This window comes from Paenibacillus dendrobii, from assembly GCF_009807035.1.
Taxonomy (GTDB): Bacteria; Bacillota; Bacilli; order Paenibacillales; family Paenibacillaceae; genus Paenibacillus_AQ; species Paenibacillus_AQ dendrobii.
This window is the reverse complement of record NZ_WUBI01000004.1, coordinates 595,597-612,756: the sequence shown is the minus strand read 5'-3', so window position 1 is coordinate 612,756 and position 17,160 is coordinate 595,597. Positions and strand designations below refer to the sequence as shown.

11 protein-coding genes and 1 pseudogene are annotated in these 17,160 nt (G+C 50.6%); 3 read left to right on the top strand and 9 right to left on the bottom strand.

The window, feature by feature from the left end; translation table 11 throughout:
• Positions 1 to 83: 83 nt before the first annotated feature.
• Both GRF59_RS23960 and GRF59_RS23955 read right to left on the bottom strand, forming a co-directional pair.
• On the bottom strand, positions 84 to 1,004 hold the full coding sequence (locus GRF59_RS23960) for an ROK family protein (RefSeq protein WP_237392028.1): 921 nt from the start codon (positions 1,002 to 1,004) through the stop codon (positions 84 to 86).
• Positions 997 to 2,802 carry a class I mannose-6-phosphate isomerase gene (locus GRF59_RS23955; RefSeq protein WP_160500220.1) on the bottom strand — a complete coding sequence of 602 codons (1,806 nt, stop codon included), beginning with the start codon at positions 2,800 to 2,802 and terminating at the stop codon, positions 997 to 999. The genes GRF59_RS23960 and GRF59_RS23955 overlap by 8 nt, the downstream gene beginning before the upstream one ends.
• A gap of 266 nt (positions 2,803 to 3,068) precedes the next feature.
• On the opposite strand from GRF59_RS23955, the gene GRF59_RS23950 reads away from it, so the two are divergent.
• Together GRF59_RS23950 and GRF59_RS23945 are read left to right on the top strand one after the other, a co-directional pair.
• Positions 3,069 to 3,992 (top strand): helix-turn-helix transcriptional regulator, encoded by a 924-nt coding sequence (locus GRF59_RS23950; protein ID WP_160500219.1) that lies wholly within the window; start codon positions 3,069 to 3,071, stop codon positions 3,990 to 3,992.
• Positions 3,993 to 4,223: 231 nt separating this feature from the next.
• On the top strand, positions 4,224 to 5,222 hold the full coding sequence (locus tag GRF59_RS23945) for a ketoacyl-ACP synthase III (RefSeq protein WP_160500218.1): 999 nt from the start codon (positions 4,224 to 4,226) through the stop codon (positions 5,220 to 5,222).
• A gap of 139 nt (positions 5,223 to 5,361) precedes the next feature.
• Here GRF59_RS23945 and GRF59_RS23940 read toward each other — a convergent pair whose 3' ends face one another.
• From GRF59_RS23940 to GRF59_RS23910, 7 genes and pseudogenes are all read right to left on the bottom strand, one after another.
• Positions 5,362 to 5,958, bottom strand: a complete 597-nt coding sequence (locus GRF59_RS23940; RefSeq protein WP_160500217.1) for a hypothetical protein — start codon at positions 5,956 to 5,958, stop codon at positions 5,362 to 5,364.
• 1,018 nt (positions 5,959 to 6,976) lie between these two features.
• Positions 6,977 to 7,588 (bottom strand): annotated as a pseudogene (gene pilM, locus GRF59_RS30325) (type IV pilus biogenesis protein PilM); the annotation flags it as partial.
• A gap of 13 nt (positions 7,589 to 7,601) precedes the next feature.
• Entirely contained in the window at positions 7,602 to 8,351 is a 750-nt protein-coding gene (locus tag GRF59_RS23930) for a prepilin peptidase (protein WP_160500215.1), read from the bottom strand.
• Positions 8,352 to 8,698: 347 nt separating this feature from the next.
• On the bottom strand, positions 8,699 to 9,160 hold the full coding sequence (locus GRF59_RS23925; protein WP_237392004.1) for a prepilin-type N-terminal cleavage/methylation domain-containing protein: 462 nt from the start codon (positions 9,158 to 9,160) through the stop codon (positions 8,699 to 8,701).
• A gap of 69 nt (positions 9,161 to 9,229) precedes the next feature.
• Positions 9,230 to 10,435, bottom strand: coding sequence for a type II secretion system F family protein (locus GRF59_RS23920; protein ID WP_160500214.1), 1,206 nt, complete (start codon positions 10,433 to 10,435; stop codon positions 9,230 to 9,232).
• Entirely contained in the window at positions 10,435 to 11,484 is a 1,050-nt protein-coding gene (locus GRF59_RS23915) for a type IV pilus twitching motility protein PilT (RefSeq protein WP_160500213.1), read from the bottom strand. Before GRF59_RS23915 ends, GRF59_RS23920 begins: the two co-directional genes overlap by 1 nt.
• A gap of 14 nt (positions 11,485 to 11,498) precedes the next feature.
• Complete coding sequence (locus GRF59_RS23910) at positions 11,499 to 13,163, bottom strand: GspE/PulE family protein (protein ID WP_160500212.1); 1,665 nt, start codon at positions 13,161 to 13,163, stop codon at positions 11,499 to 11,501.
• A 256-nt stretch (positions 13,164 to 13,419) separates the two neighbouring features.
• Between GRF59_RS23910 and GRF59_RS23905 the strand changes: the two genes are divergently transcribed.
• On the top strand, positions 13,420 to 17,097 hold the full coding sequence (locus GRF59_RS23905; RefSeq protein ID WP_160500211.1) for a DUF5057 domain-containing protein: 3,678 nt from the start codon (positions 13,420 to 13,422) through the stop codon (positions 17,095 to 17,097).
• Positions 17,098 to 17,160 lie beyond the last annotated feature (63 nt).

Below are 17,160 nucleotides of genomic sequence, written 5' to 3'. Positions count from 1 at the left end.
TCATTTTTTATGGCTCAAAACTGAAATAAGTTGTTGATATCGTGCAAAGTGACCGCTGCGGCCCACAATTCCAGTCCCGGTATTCAGTCCTTCCCATCTTCTGCAAAAAGCCGATATGCTCCCCGGAGTGCACTTACCGACAGATCCGGCGAGACTCGAACCGGTACGCTGCCTATCGCCTCCGAAACGAAAAGATCCGCGCTTTGGGCAATTTGGCCACCGAGGATGATGGCTTCAGGCCGGAAAGATTGGATAAAGGGCAGCAATACTTCCTCCAGCCTATGGCCGAACTCACGAAACAGCTGAACCGCTATTCCTTCGCCGAAGCGTGCCCGCTGCGCCAGATGCTTCACGTCTTCTTCGCCGCTAGGCACTCCCTTGATCCCCATTTCCCCGGCAAGGCGGACAATGCCTCTGCGCGAGATGTAGTCGTCCATCATTCCCGACCGATATGGCAAACGATACAGCCATCCCGACGGGGGAACCTCATGCCCCGATTTGATCAACCGCCCCTTGCGAATGAAGGCAGAGCCGAAACCCGTGCCAATCGTCAAACAAATCGTCTTCTCGTAAGGGTGACCCGCGCCAAAGGCGCATTCGCCAAGCGCGAACAACGCCGCATCATTTTCAATGGCCACCGCAGGAGCATCGCTCCACCGATCCCGCAGACCGGGAATGATGGCGATTCGGTTTGTCAGCTCTTCTTTGAGATTGACGCCATAGAGCGCATCGAATTTATTCAAGCCCCGTGTCCGGCAAATTCCCCGTTCATAATCACAGGGACCCGGAAATGCAATTCCGACACCCCGAATCCTGTTTCCGGCAGAAACACGCTTTGCTTGATCCGCGATGAGATCGGCAAAATGCCGCAGCAGCTCCTCTTTCGCTTCCCCTGCGCGGGCGGGATAGATGCTTAAAGGCTCAAGAAGACTCCCGTCGCTCCCCACGATGCCCGCTTTCACATATGTGCCGCCGACATCAAAGGCCAGTACGATATCATCCATCCGTATCAACCAGGCTGATCTCCCATCGTTTCGAAACGCCTGCTTTAATCAGCTTGCAGGGCTGGCCTCCACCATTCACGATCGCGTAGGCGCCGAACGAAGCCGGGATGATGTAGGACTCCGCATAACTAAATTCGACGAAGACCGATTCATCGGCAAGCGAAACGATGCGCACGCATTCGCCTTCGACCAAATTAAGCAAGACGAACTCGTCATCAGTTGCATCCTCCCAGCGGTCCGTCAAATGGATGCGGTTAACATAAAAAAGCAGATCGTCTCTTTCCCCAAGCACATACTCCCTATTACTTCCTTGCTGATTCAGAAGTATCGGCCTTGGAATCAGTTGCTCCCGCACCCCATGCCCCTTACGTGAAAAGTCAATATTATCGAAAGCGTGCTGTATGTTCATCGGACGCGGCTTTCCATCCAGATCCTTGCGCACATAGTCATATATTTTGAAGGTAAACCACCAAGTCGTCGCCGAAATCTCGAGTACGAAATTATCCTTGCCGGAGCAGTGGACCGTCCCCGTCGGAATCAAGAACAGATCGCCTTTTTCACTGGTCCATTCCTGAACATAATCCGTGAAGGCCATCGGTTCCCCGGTAGTCTGAGACCGATCGGCAGCCGCCCGGAACGATTCCGGCGAACACGACTCCGTCAATCCGAGATACACTTTGGCGTCGCCTTGTTTTTCCATGATGTAATAAGACTCCTGCTGTTCCATGAATTCGTTGAATTGCTCCCGGATATAAGCTTGCTTGGGATGTACCTGACAGGAGAGGTTATCGCCATCCATCGTATCCAAATAGTCAAACCTCACAGGAAAGTAATCGCCGAACAAACGGACATTACGGGCGCCGATCAGATCCAGATGGGAATACGCCATGACGAGCAGAAAAGGGACTTCCACAACCCGTTCTCCTTTTGCTACGAGCACCGAATTTTCCGGCGCTATCGGCTCAAAGCTCCAGGCGCAGTTGATCATGTCCTCCGGCAAACCTGCCACTTTTTTCAAATATTGGCCGCCCCATACCCCCGGCATCAGAAAAGGTTTAACGCGCAGCGGGAACCGCGCAATATCTTCTATCACGGCCATCAGGTCGCGCGCGGTTAACAGCACCGGACAGACCGGATTATTCATGTCGACATAGACGTCAAACGATGGCAACCGCTCCTTGCGATAAGTTTCCAGGATCGGCCATTCCACGAAATAAGCTATTTTGTATTTTTCGACTGCATCCGCATTCCAGCTCATGCCGAAATTCAGCAATTCTTGTTTATGGGCAATCTCCTGATATTCCCTTGATACGTCGAGAAACAGCGAGATATCCCCGCGTCCATCGCACAGCCACTTAGCACCCGGGCCAAATACAACCAATAACGTCCGCACCCGATCCTCGGCCGATTCCGTTAACCCGTCCGCGTATTCCGCCCATTCCCTCCGAGCCCCGCTCCTGAAATAAGCATCGATTTTCTCCTCCGATACATATCCAAAAGCGCGATTGTCCGTTATATTCGCGCTGAAATGCTCACGCAGTTCCACACCCGACTTGAGATAACCATATACATCCGCTGCAACAAAGCGAAATCCACGCTCTTCAGCATACGGGATCAAACGCATCAGCAGCGCCTGAAAATCGGCACCATGCGTACCGTCCACCACAAGGGTGACGATGCTGCTTTTAATGCCTTGAGCATTGGAAATGACCCGCTGCAGCAATTCCTCGAATCCTTGTCCGATGCCCTGTTCAAGCACGGCTTTTCGGATCGGATTCAGTGGTCTCGTTTCAAACATCCCGTTTCATTCCCTTCCAGGGCATCGCTGCCGACACGGCCGCTCATCAGCCAAACCCTTCGTCAGCCCCTGCCCATTTTTCATATCCATCATTTGGGTCGGACTACCGTTTCCCAATAGCGCCGAACTTGTGTAACATTGTATAAAAACCGTCTGTCATTGTCTTTGCATGAACGGGTCTTCGTTTTGTAAAATACGGACATCTAATGTCCGTTAGCTTCCAGTTCTCAAAAAGTTTCCAATTCCATTTTCAAAGGAGTTTTCCCATGTCGTTGATCGAAGCAGCCTTCCGCCGTGCCAACCAAATATGCAACCGACAGCTCACCAAACTTGAAGAAAATGACCTGAGCATCTCCATCCTGTATTGGGGATTCATGCCCGAGCATTTTGATAACACCCTGCACCGTCATTCATTCTTTGAGGCCTGCTACGTGATCGACGGCAGCGGTTTCTACATCGAACACGGCGTGGAATACCCGCTCGGTAAAGGAACCTCTTTTCTGTCTTTGCCTGGGATTTGGCATCAAATACGGAGTGCTACCGGACTCACCTTGGTGTATGTCGCCTTTGAAATCGATGAAGAACGTACCAGTAGTTTATTCATTGAAGCTTATCGCCAGCTCCTGGAGCAGGCTCATCCTGTCATCCACAGCGCCGATGCGCTTCCTGCCGGCCGTTTCTGGGAAGCATTTCTGTCCATTTTCCAAAGCCCGGAGCCGGCCATGCCTGCATTGCTGAAATGCAGCTCCACGTCATTATTGTTATCCATCCTTGCCCTCCATGGGCCACATCCGGCGTTTGCCTTCCAACCTCCTGCGGATGCCGCCCATGATGAAAATATCCTGTTTCGGCAGGCCAAGCTGTTTATTGGCGATAATCTGAGCAACGAGCTCACCCTGATGAACGTCGCGAACCACCTGCATATCTCTTCCCGACATTTGACCCGGCTGTTCCAGAAGCATACCAGCCAAACCTTCGTTCACTATGTCCAGGAGCGCCGGGTGCAGTTTGCCTCCCAGCTGCTGCTGGAAGGAGAGCAGTCCATCAAAGATATCGCCAGTCTGTGCGGCTTCCAATCGGTCCACTATTTCACCCGGATCTTCACTCAGAAGCTTGGCGTATCCCCTGCCAAATTCAGACGCTCGCAGTTTAGCGAAGGACGCTCAGGAAAAAATCACATGCCGGAATAAAAAACGTCTATCGACGTGCTTTCACAGATGACATACCGCTTGTAGATATCGTTTTTCTTGCGATATCAGGTTGCGGTTCCCATGGGGTTATACCTGATTTCCAAAAAATAAAAGCTTGCAACTGATGCGGCATTGCATATAATTAGTACCAAGTACTAATACTTGATATTAACTTTGGCCGACGTTTCGTTTTTTTATGGGTTTTAATATTGGTGAGGAGGTCAGTGAACAATGAATACCGCATCTTCCAAAGCAAGAATTACAGCCATCGGGACCTATGTACCGGAGCGGAGAATGACAAACGAAGATCTGGAAAAGCTTGTCGATACAAACGATGAATGGATTGTGCAGCGGACCGGCATGAGGGAACGCAGAATTAGCGGTGAACAGGAATTCACATCGGATCTGTGCATCCGGGCGGTTGAGAATTTAATGCAGACTTACGGCAAGAACGTGGAAGATGTGGATCTGATCATGGTGGCCACCACAACGGCGGACTACCCTTTTCCCAGCGTCGCCTGCCTCATCCAAGAGCACTTCAATATCAAAAGCACCGGAGCGTTTGATTTGAATGCAACCTGCGCGGGATTCGCCTATGGATTGCATGTGGCAAACGGATTGATCAGCTCGGGGCTGCACCGCAAAGTTCTCGTTGTCGGCGGAGAAACGCTGTCCAAAGTTACCGATTATACAGACCGGGCAACCTGCATTTTGTTCGGCGATGGCGCCGGGGCCGTACTGGTGGAAGCGGACGAAGTAAATCCGGGTTTCCTTGCTTCTATTCAAGGTACGGATGGCAGCGGCGGAATGCATGTCTATCGTTCCGGAATATCCAAATCGATGCACGGACTTTCGCTGCAAGGCGATGGGCACATGGTTCAAAACGGGCGTGAAGTATATAAATGGGCTACGCGGACGGTCGCCGCAGGCATAAAAGAGCTGCTGTCGCGCGCCCATATGAACATCGAAGACATCGACTGGTTTGTACCTCACAGCGCGAATTTGAGAATGATTGAATCGATGTGCGAAAAATCAGGATTTTCGCTTGAGAACACCCTGTACAGCGTAGAGTATATGGGGAATACTTCGGCAGCTTCCATTCCGCTGGCGCTAGGACTCGGGGTGCAGGAGGGAAAATTGAAGCATGGAGAAACTTTGCTTCTATATGGATTCGGAGGCGGCCTAACACATGCGGGGCTCGTCATACGCTGGGGCGTACCCGATCTATGACCGCGAAAATAGATAGGATGAGTAGAAATAAAAGATGAGGACCGGAAGAGACATGAATGTAAGTTGATAGACCCTTAGCAGTAAAGCCGGCTCTATGGCAAACATAGGGACCGGCTTTTTCGGGGTAAAGGTCTTCTGATCATGGATTGGGCTTAACGGCGGTAAAATAGGCTGTAAATGAAACATTGGCGATCAATCTGCTTCCGGGATTCCGCTGTTCGTACGGCTGCTGGAAGCTGAAGGCATCGATGGTAATCAAACGCGGAGCCGCCTGAAGCTGCTTCATCCATTCATGGATTTCATCATAGCCTCCTTCCAATACGGCTTTCATCTTTACTTCCTTGACGGAGCTGTAATCCTCCGGTTTTTTGCCGGTCATGAGGGCAATTTGGTTGCCGTCCTGCAGTTGGAATTCGATATCGGTTAGCTTGGCGTATGACTTGTCCTGTATTTTTTTGAGCTGCAGCACGAGCTGCTGCGTATCTTCATCCAGAGGCAGCGCTTCCCGGGCATTCTGGAAATCCGGATCGTCGGCACTGCTTTTACTGCGAAGGCCGGCCACTCTTTTTTTGAGAATATCCCGCTCCCGCTGCTGGCTCGCAAGCTCTGACTGACGGAGTGAACCCGTATTCATGGAGGGCTTCAATGCAAACATGTAGAAGGCAAACGCCAGCACAAACAGTGCTACCAAGCCCAGCAATATGACAGAACGGTTATGGTTGATCTTCTCCAGCATGGTTTCCCTCCTTCGCAGATGCTGCCGCTGAGTCCAACCGGCTTGTACTTATCTTATACATCACGGCATACTTTGGCTTATTGATCAGTGTTCCGGCATCCGCAGCCGCTCCCCCGGCTTGAACGGTCTGCTCTTCCGTCAGCTTATCTATGGTGGCCTTTCGTGCAAACGGCATATTTTCCAGTTCGGTGAGATAAGCGGCTGCATCCTCCATCCGCAAGATGTTCACGGACAGCATGATATCTCCGTATTGGGTGTAAGAGATATTCCGAATGACAGCTCCTTGGGGCAGTTGAACATCCAAATCATCCAGCACGGCCACAGCATCCATCCGATTCGCCAATATCTCGTCTACGACCTGCTGCGGATCGTTAGAGGCCGCCCCACCGCTGTTGATCGAGGCAAGGTCCATTTGGAGCGCTGCCTTCTGATCACGAACACCTTGGATTTGCTCGGCAAGCATTTCGTTGTCTCCGCGGGAAGTTGCATACCACCATCCCATCCCGGACATCCCTATCAGCCAAACGGCTACCAGCGCTAATACTATGTATGGGAACAGCTGCGCTTCCCTGTCCTCCCTTGGCATCAAATGCAGGTCACTGACGCCTCGACCGGATAAGGCTGCACCGAGCGCAATTCGGTAATCGTTCAAGTCGGCTTGTCCCGGATGAAGTCCCCGGCTTGCCTTCTCCTCGAATAGTGCAGACTGGATATCCATATCGGGCAGCATCTGATTAAGCTCACGCAACAGCTGTCTCCGTCCGGACACGGGACCGGTCACAATCACTTCCGTAATTCGGGTTGAGCCATCATGCAGACTATATTGATAAAAGTTCAGCATCCGCGAAATTTCTGCAGTAATCTCTACCAATTGCTCTGCGGACAGCTGATCTACCACGGATTCATCCGACGGTTCCATCATCTCGGCAGATGCCGCTGCTTCCTGAGCCAACCTTCCATCATTCCAAAAGCTTGGTTCCCCGGGCGGCGGAGTCAAGTCATATAAATTAATGGTCCTCAGAAATAACGGATGCCCTGCATGGAATAAATACACATCCAGCATTGTCCGGTCCAGATGAATCAGCATCGTGTCGGAGAACGTCAAGCTTTCTCTCAGCACAACCGCTCTGGCTAATGCTGTGGCAGATATCTCGATATTCTGAACCTTCAATCCGGCTTCATGCAGCAGTTCGATATAACTGTCAATCAGGTTTCCCGGCGCGGCGAAAACCAGCAGTTGGGTTGAATCGTCATCCGTATCTGTTACGATGTAATCATATACCGCATGGTCAAACGGCAGATGCAGACCGGTCTCTACCTCAAGGCGTACCAGTTGGTCCAGTTGTTTACGGTTCGTACTCGGGATCGTCATTTTGCGGATAATGACCTGTGTCGGAGGAATCGACAAGGATACCTGGGATCCGCGCAGCCCCTCTTTTTTGACCCATCGATGCAGCAAATCGCCCAATCCCTGCCGGTCGGCGATATGGTTGTCTACAATCATGCCTTTCGGGAGAGAAAGCATGCCTTTGCGGGCGATCCCCCAATTTTTTTTGTTATTCAGCCGGACATACCGGATGCCCGTCTGCTCAATGGCTAGACCCAGCGGCCTGTTCCCCCGAAGATTCATTCTCATTAACCCCCTAACTCCATAGCGAGAGGTACCCGCTTATCATCGTTGAACCATACTCGTAAGCCAGCAGCGTTCCGGCAGCAAGCCAGGGTCCAAAAGGCACCGGCTGTTTGCGCCGGATCACGCCTGTTATGAGCAGTATTCCATAAACGGCCGTTCCCATGAAGCATGCCGCGAGAAACGCGATCATTGCCCCAGGCAAACCCAGCACCCAGCCGCAGAGCGCGAACAGTTTCACGTCCCCCATGCCCATGCCGCCGAAAGAGGCCAACAGCAGCGTAATTCCACCGCCGACAGCCGCCCCCGCCAGATGAACCCACAGCGAACCTTCCGGGAAGAAGAGGATCGCCGCAACCAGGAGTGGTACAAATATCAATAGCACTTTGTTGGGGATCAGCATGTACTTGAGATCCGCTACCGTGACGATGACTGTCAAACTAACCAGTAGAAGTCCAATCAGCGCTCTGCCGCTGATACCTTCATACAGGATCACCCATACGAACAGTAGCCCGGTCAGCGCCTCGCCGAGCGGATATAACGTGGATACCTTCACGCCGCAGTGGCGACAATGTCCACGGGACAACAGATAACTGACCACCGGTATCAGGTCTCTAGCTGTAAGGCGTGTATTGCAGCCAGTGCAGTGAGACGGCGGGTGAATAATGGATTCGCCCGCTGGAACACGCAGTCCGACAACGTTATAAAAAGAGCCCAGCAGCATGCCGCAGATCAGGGCGTAGATGGAGATGATCAGTGTCATTGGAAGTGGCTCCTGTTATGGATTTGAAAAGGGAACCGGAAGGGTAATCCGGTTCCTGGGTTGGTGAAGCGGTTATGATTGTGAGGCTATGTGAGGCTATGTCCGCTATTTGATACGGTGTGACTGTGAGGCTATGTGAATTGTTAAAAGCTTGAATTTGCTTAAAAAATACTATGACGCTTTTGAGGCCGCTCCGCTGACGGATCATTCTTCCGATCGCTGTTGTCTTACGGATTTCATGGATTGAATAAGTCCAAGGTAGAAATCCGACGACAAAGGCGAACGCTAACGCTTCTTCAGAACGATTCCGTCTGCTTCGCTAGGCACTCGGAATTATTCGGAACTTTCTAATTCCCTTTCCCTCCTCCTGACGCGGTTTCTGGATCGCCTTTAACTTGTAAGACCTTATCTGCAGAATATAATTTTCCATTTAAGGTAACACCCTCAAGTTGACCTTTATCAGAAGAGAACGCCACTGCCCCAGTTTTTATCTCCTCTTTTGAACTAGGCAGATATATTTTTTTATCTAGATAACCACTTGATGTCAAATCAGTAATATCAACCGACGTGTTGCCTTTAAAGTCCCCATTCTTTTCACTCGTAATATACAATCTAGCAGCATCATACACCTGGCGCGCTGTCGCAACATCAGCATCGCTACGGGATTTATTAAGAATATTACTCACCAAAGGAATCGCTATCACCGCAATAATCCCGATAATCACGATTACCGCCAACAGCTCGATCAGCGTAAACCCCTTTTCCTCTCTACCCAATCTTCCAAATCGCTTGTTCATTACTGCTTCCATTCGATGATCCCCCTTATTCAAATTTAGAATTATGAATTCACTCATTTATACAATCAGAACCGAATGGCTCTAAATGCTGTTATAAAGGCTGAACATCGGCAGCATAATCGCTGCCACGATAATGCCGACCACCCCGGCCAGGAATGCGATCAGCAGCGGTTCCAGCAAAGATTTCAACCGATCGACGGTATTCTCCACGTCCATCTCGTAGAAATCGGCCACTTTCGACAGCATCAGGTCAAGCGCGCCCGTCTCCTCGCCGATGGCAATCATCTGGGTCACGAGCGGCGGGAACACCCATGCTTTTTTGAGCGGATCGGACAGCGGGTTGCCTTGGCGGAGAGAATCTCCTGCAGACCGAATATACTGCCCGATAACCTTGTTGCCGGCAACCTCCTCGACGATTGTCAGCGCCTGCAAAACCGGTACAGAACTTGCGTATAACGACGAAAAGGTGCGAGAGAATTGGGCAATCGAACCTTTCTGGTTCAGCTTGCCGAATACCGGAACTTTGAGTTTGGCGTAATCCAGCAGGTATGCCCCGCGTTCGGTACGCTTCGTCCACTGATAGGCGATAATTAGAATTAGCAGTCCTGCCAGCCAGATGAACCATTGATGCTGGAAGCTATTGCTCAGCGCAAGCACCATTTTGGTAATGGCCGGAAGCTGGGCGTTCATGGATTCGAACATGTTAACGAATTGGGGCACGATCGCGTAGAGCAGATATACGACGGCAGCGATCGCCATGATTCCGACGGTAATGGGGTAGGTTAGAGCCGATTTGATTTTTTCCTTGGTGCTATGCTGCTTCTCGAAAAAGACGGCGAGCCTCTCCAGCGTTCCTTCCAGGTCCCCGGATTCCTCGCCTGCGCGGATCATGCTGACGAACAGGTTCGGGAATATTTTGCGGTGATCCTGAACGGCGGTTGAGAAGGCAATCCCGCGAAGCAAGCTCGACCCGACATCCTGCAGCGCTTTGCGCAGCGCCTTGCTGTCGGTCTGCTCCGCCAGAATCCGGTTGGCGTCCACGATGCTGACTCCGGCTCGGATCAGCGTCGCGAACTGTCGGCAGTAAATGATGAAGTGAATGGTTTTGACCGGATTGCCAATATACAGATCCTGCGAGAGAATGGATGTGCGCTGCTCCGTTAAGGAAAACACCGTAAGGTTTCTTTTGCGGAGCTCGTCCATTGCCGAAGGCTTATCCAGTGCGGTCAGTTTCCCTTTCAGATCTTTGCCGCCGCTGGTGCGAACCACATATTCAAACTGCGGCATCAGCTGCCTCCTTCCGCCTGATATGGCTGCGCCGTTTTTGCATCGATGGTTCCAAGCTGCAGCTGCTCCCGTATGGACATATCCATCGTATGCATGCCGGAGCCTTTTCCGGTAAGCATCAGGTTGCGGATCTGGTGGTTTTTTTCAGACCGGATCAGATTCGCCACGGCAGGCGTGTTAATCAAGACTTCGGTTACGCACACTCTGCCTTTTCCCAACTTTCTGGGGAGAAGCCTTTGCGAAACGATCGCATTCAGCACTCCCGCCAGCTGGATGCGAATTTGGCCTTGCTGGTGTCCCGGAAAAGCATCAATGATGCGGTCAATCGTTTGCGGAGCGTCCGTTGTATGCAGCGTACCAAGCACAAGATGTCCGGTTTCCGCTGCCGTCACGGCAGCCGATATGGTCTCCAGATCGCGAAGCTCACCAACCAAAATCACGTCCGGATCCTGCCGCAAAGCCGCTCTTAAGCCTTGAGCAAAACTCGCGGTGTTGTTCCCGACCTCCCTCTGCTGGATTAAGGATGAGCGGTTATGATGTATATACTCGATGGGGTCCTCCAGCGTAATGATATGCTTCTGCTGCGTACGATTCACATGATCAATCAGAGCTGCCAGCGTGGATGATTTCCCGCTTCCCGTGGGACCTGTCACCAGTATTAATCCGTGCGGCTTTTGCATCAGGGAGCGTATGGCCTGTGGAAGTCCAAGCCCCTCCAAATCCGGCACAACTGCAGGTATCAGCCGCGCCGCGATGGCAACGCCATTTTGCTGTCTGAACACGTTCAACCTAAACCTGCAGGCCCCTTCGATCTGAGTGGAAAAGTCGACCTCTCCCGCTTCCTCAAAACGCTGCCTTTCACCCGGCCCCATCAGTTCCCGCGCCATAACCTCTATATCATCTGGTGACAGTTTCTGTTCCTGCATGACCGTAAGCGCTCCGTCCATACGAAGCAGTGGAGGCGAGCCCGGGGAAGCATGGAGATCGGAGGCACCCAGTTCAAAGGCCTTCAACAGCAGTTCACGAACGTCCCGTTTGGTATGAAGCATTTGCTCTGCCTCCTTTAATTCGCAACGGTTTCCCGCAATACTTCCTGCAAGGTGGTCACACCTTGGACAACCTTTTCAAAACCGTCCTCCATTAGCCCTGTCATGCCTTGTTGGCGTGCCGCGTTCCGCAGCTCATCGACGGAGGCTGAACCGGTAATCCGCTGGCGCATTTCATCATCGATGTTCAGTACCTCATGAATGGCGGCACGCCCCCGATAGCCTGTACGATTGCAGTTGCCGCAGCCTCTTCCCCTGTACAGCTGGTCTGCCTGAAAACCATGGCTGTTCAGCAAAATCAATTCCTGTTCACTCGGCGTATAAGACGCCTTGCATTCCGGACAAATTCGCCGTACCAAACGCTGCGCCACCACACCAACCAGGGAAGAAGCAATCAGATAAGGCTGAATTTCCATGTCCCTCAAACGGGTAATCGTGCTGACAGCATCATTCGTATGTAAAGTGGACAACACCAGATGCCCTGTCAACGAAGCCCTAACGGCGATTTCGGCCGTTTCGTGATCCCGGATTTCGCCAACCATCACGATGTTCGGGTCCTGCCGGAGAATCGAGCGAAGCCCGGCCGCAAACGTAAATCCGATCGCCGGATTCACATGCACCTGATTCACGCCCTCAAGCTGATACTCGACCGGATCTTCAACCGTGATGATGTTCACGTTCTCCACGTTCAAATGATTTAATGCCGAATAAAGCGTCGTCGTTTTTCCGCTGCCCGTCGGGCCCGTGATGAGAAGAATACCGTAAGGACGCTCGATCATCTCCCGGAAAACCTGCAGATTTCTGCCGTTGAATCCCAGCTGCTCCAGCGGCTTCACCCCCGTACTCAGATCAAGGAGACGCAGTACTATTTTTTCACCGTGAATGGTCGGCAGCGTCGAGACGCGGATGTCCACCATTTTGTAATCGAACTGCATTTTAATTCTTCCATCCTGCGGCAGGCGCCGCTCGGCAATATTCAGCTTGGCCAGGATTTTGAGGCGTGCGGTGATGAATCCCTGCATCTGTTTGGGCAGATGGCGTTCGGTCCGGAGCTGGCCGTCAATCCGGTAACGGATAGCCAGGTTATTTTCGCCGGGATCGACATGGATGTCCGAAGCTTTGAGATGAACGGCCTGCTGCACCATCTGGTTCACGAGCCTCACGATCGGCGAATCTTCATCCGTAATCTCGGTCTCTTCGATATCTTCAGCGGAAGGCAAATCTATCATCATCTGATTCATCGAATCTCTCAAACCATAATGACGGGCAATCGAACGCTGAAGCTCCTCCCGCGTACAGATCGCCGGTTCGATCTTGAAGCCGGTCGTCATCCGCAGCTCTTCAATCGCGAAATAATCGAGCGGATCCGCCATCGCTACCATCAGCTTGCTGCCATCCTTCATAAAAGGAAGCACCTGATAACGCTTCGCCATACTCTCCGGAATAATCTGCGTAATCGCGGGATCAATCTGGTATTTGAACAGACTGACATGCGGTATACCCAGCTGGAATTCAAGCACTTCAATCAGCTGCTGTTCTGTGATAAAGCCTTGGGAAATGAGAAGATCCCCCAGCTTACGCTTTGTCTTGCTTTGTTCGCTTAGTGCTTCCTGAAGCTGTTCATGTGAAATCACATGATGTTCGACCAGCAGATCTCCCAGCCTTTTTTTGACAATAGCCATGCCGAATCACTCCATCAAAGAACTTTTTCGGGAAAATAGTTCGTAAATACGAAAATCATAAATCAGTATAATAGTTCTATTAAATGTGGTTCTTTTTTCATATATTTGAGTTGATAACAAGTGACTTATATCCTAAAATGATATATAGCATAGATTGGATAATTTTACAATAAAAAACCCTAAAGACTACGAATGAATCTCGCATTATTCGCAATATATCTGGGATTTTTCCATTTTCTAATTTAGGAGGATTGGAATGAAGAGGAAAATAAGGTTTGCTATCCCTGCCATTATTTTTATAGTACTTTTGGCATTGATTATCCCTTATGGCTGGGCGAAGGTGAATGCTGTCGAAGAACCGCCTTATCAAGTAAACATCCTGGAGATTGTGGATCAGAACGACTACTCCGTCCTCAAAGGAAAACTTAACGGTACACCCAACGTTAACGTAGACGTCATGCGAATGAAAACGTTCGTGGCCATGCGCGAGGATCTTAGCGGCAAGTATGATGCGATCTATCTCGCGAACGCCTATGAATTAAAAGATTCTAACAACAAGACAAAAGTCAAAACCGGCATCAGCACCAACTACAGCACGGGTCCCGTAGCCTCTTTTAATAAAAGCGGGGATACCAACAACCAAAAAGCGGCCCATCAGACCTCCTTCGTCATGAATGACATCACGCAGTTAAAGGCGGACGAGATCAAGCGTAGTTTCATAAGCCAAGGCCTTCCGGTCATTGTCCACAAAAACGTGCTGCAGCAGCAGCCCAATGCCAGCGGGAAGCGGATCCTGTATGACACTTTCAACAAATACTTCACCCATGCAGAATCCAGCCCGAACAACAATGTGTACTTCGTTAATGATACAGAACTGAACCAGCTAGTGACCCAGATTCAAACGGCAGGTTCCTCTCTCTACCAACAGCTGCATCAACGCCCGAGAATTCAGCTTACGGTAAAGCCTGACGAATACAACGGGACAAGCAGCAGCAGGACTTATAAAGCAGGCGATACACTTATTTTCAGATTTAATACTTTTAATGTGCAGAACCTGAGCGACAACCGGATTACCGCCAAGCTGTACTTATCCGTGGACAAGGTGCTCCAGTATACCGACGAGAATCAGGTAGCCCTGAAAACCATCACGCAGTCTTCGGGAAATGAACTCACCTATAACCTGCCCAAGGCGTATTCCGGACTCCTGTACTGGAAGCTTGACGTGTCCAATTCGATTACCGGCCTCATCGACAGCGTGAGCGGAACCATCCGGTATCAGGACGAAAAAACCGTCGTGAGAGTACTGCAAGTCATGCCTGATTCAGGGAGCGGCAGCAGTCTTCTGATGGAGAATAATATGAAACAAGCCTATTTGAAAAGCGATGATTATGAGCTCAGAATCTCTCCCATCAGTTTTAAAGACTTGAAGAGTATGGTGGCCGCAAACAAAGAAAAAACGCTTAACGGTAAATACGACATGGTCGTGTTCGGCTTTAAGGACAGCTATAACGAAGGGAGCACGCTCAATGCCGACACAGCCAGCGTCGTTCATGATTTCATTACATCCGGGCAAGGAGTCATGTTTACGCATGATACGATTTACAAAAGCACGAATAGCAGCAATCCATGGGTTGATAACTTCCAGACAGATACGGGACAAATCATTCCGGAAACCAATCTTGGCTTCGGCAACCCGGTGGGAGGCACGTCGACCAAGGCGGTTAACAACGGCCTACTGACGCAGTTCCCGTTTGATCTTAGCAAGACCCCCGCCTCCGGAAGCATCGGCCAGATCGCAACGACGCACAATCAATATTTCACGCTGGATCTCGAAGATAAGAACGTCGTCTCCTGGTACAACATCAATTCTTCCGACAGAGACGTCGATGACAGCTGGAACCATTACTATACCTACACCAAGGGCAATGTTACATACTCAGGCACAGGTCATACCAGCTCAGGCTTCCCTAACTGGGAGCAGCGCCTATTCGTCAATACCATGTACCGGGCATTCATTGGAGCCAACCACGCTCCGGAGATTACGGTCATCAGTCCCAAGGAAAATGCGGTCATTCCTTCCTATCAGAAGATTCCTGTCAGCTATACGGTGAACGACCTTGATCTGAAGGATCGCAATATCAAGACTCAAGTCAAAATTGTTCAAGATCAAAAGGAATTGAAGGTATACGAGGAAAAGACCGTTCTTTCAGGCTCAACGCTCTCGCTTGATCTGGATAACCCACTGAAAGATGTGAAGGATCAAGGCAAATTGCAGATCGTGATTACAGCCCGGGATTTGCACGGTGCCCAAGCAGAACCCAAGACCATTAACATTACCGTGATCAAGGCCAAAGACAGCCTGCAAGTAGACCGCTCCCTGCCTGAAGATAAACGGGAACAAGACGTGTTCACGAACGAAAGCTTGCTTATTGATTACACCATCAAGCCGGTTGCCATTCCCATCGAACAAGGAACCAAGGATCCGGCTAAAATGATTGTGACCGAGCTGCGTTTTAACGAGAAGCTGCCGCCGAATCTGGAAGTTGGGGGAATTCAACTGGACAGCGCAAAAGGCAGCATTCAAAAGACCGGCACGTTGAAAGAGGGTTATCAGCTCACCGGTGCATTAAATAACGTGAAATATCATCTCTCTACTGACGGCAAAAGCTATATCACCGACGACAATGACGTCATTCGCTTCACTGTCCCGGTGACGCCTAAGGAAAAGGGCAACTATTTGCTGGATCAATCCACGCTTGGTTTTAGGGATTTTGATGAGAAAACGAAAACGGCTTCTTTCCCTGTCATTTCATTCACCGCCAAAAAGAGATTAACCAGTCTATCCATCGGTGAGGAATATACGATTTTGAAAGGAAGTTCTCTGACCTTGCCGGTCACTTACGAGCCCAAGGACGTGGACCCCAGATCGCTGGTATTCTCTTGGAGCAGCGCAGATCCGAGGATCGCCTCCGTCGATGATCAAGGCAAGGTAACCGGGATGAAGGCCGGCGTGACGACGGTTACGGTCCGTTCAACCGATGGCAGCAAACTTTCAGCCAGCGCCAAAGTCACGGTTTTCGATCCCATACTGACCTTGAAAGCACCAGACAAGATCAAAGTGAATCAGATGGGCAAACTGCAAGCCGTCATGGAACAGAAGTATTTGCAAAATGTTAAGCTTACATGGAGACTTAGCGGGGCCGGCGATGATGCAAGAGCTGGATTGAAAGATACCGGAGATGAATGGAGCCGCGACCTTAAAGGCCTTGCCGTTGGGAACGTCAATGTCGAAGTAACACTGGAGGCTGAACTCGCGGGATCTTCCACCAAAGTGAAATCTATCGCCTCGGCGCAGGTCCTGATCATCCATCCGCTGGAGTCCATCTCTATAAAAGGACCGACTTCTGTTGTCGCAGGAAAATCCATCGTGCTCACACCGGTATTGAATCCGGAGGACGCGGAAAACGTTCCGCCTTTGGTCTGGTCGTTAAAAGGAGCGGAAGACAGTAAATACGCATCTTTACGAGTAACTCCTGAAGGCGTGATAGTCACGGGCAAGCAAAAGGGTACGGTCGTGGTACAATTGACGGCCGGAGATCTTCAAGCGGAGCATAAGGTGGAAATTCAAAACCAATTTACCGGTCTTCGGTTATCGAATCCGATTTCCATCATGGCGGGGTCCGATCTGGATCTTCAAACCAAGCTTGAGTTACTGCCCCATGGCGAAGTGAATGATGAACTGGATATCCGCAACAATAAACTGATATGGAAGAGCGATAACCCTCTGATTTTCACGGTTAATCCGGACACCGGCGTCATTCATGCCATCCGCGAAGGAACCGCTTATGTTACCGTTGTTTACAAGGAAGACCCCGCCATTACAGCTACAGCCAAAATCATTGTCCAACGGCTGGATAATGAAGATAAATATTAAACACGCATACAGATTATAAAAAAAGCTCCGAGTCGCTCATAGAAGCCGACCCGGAGCTTTCTT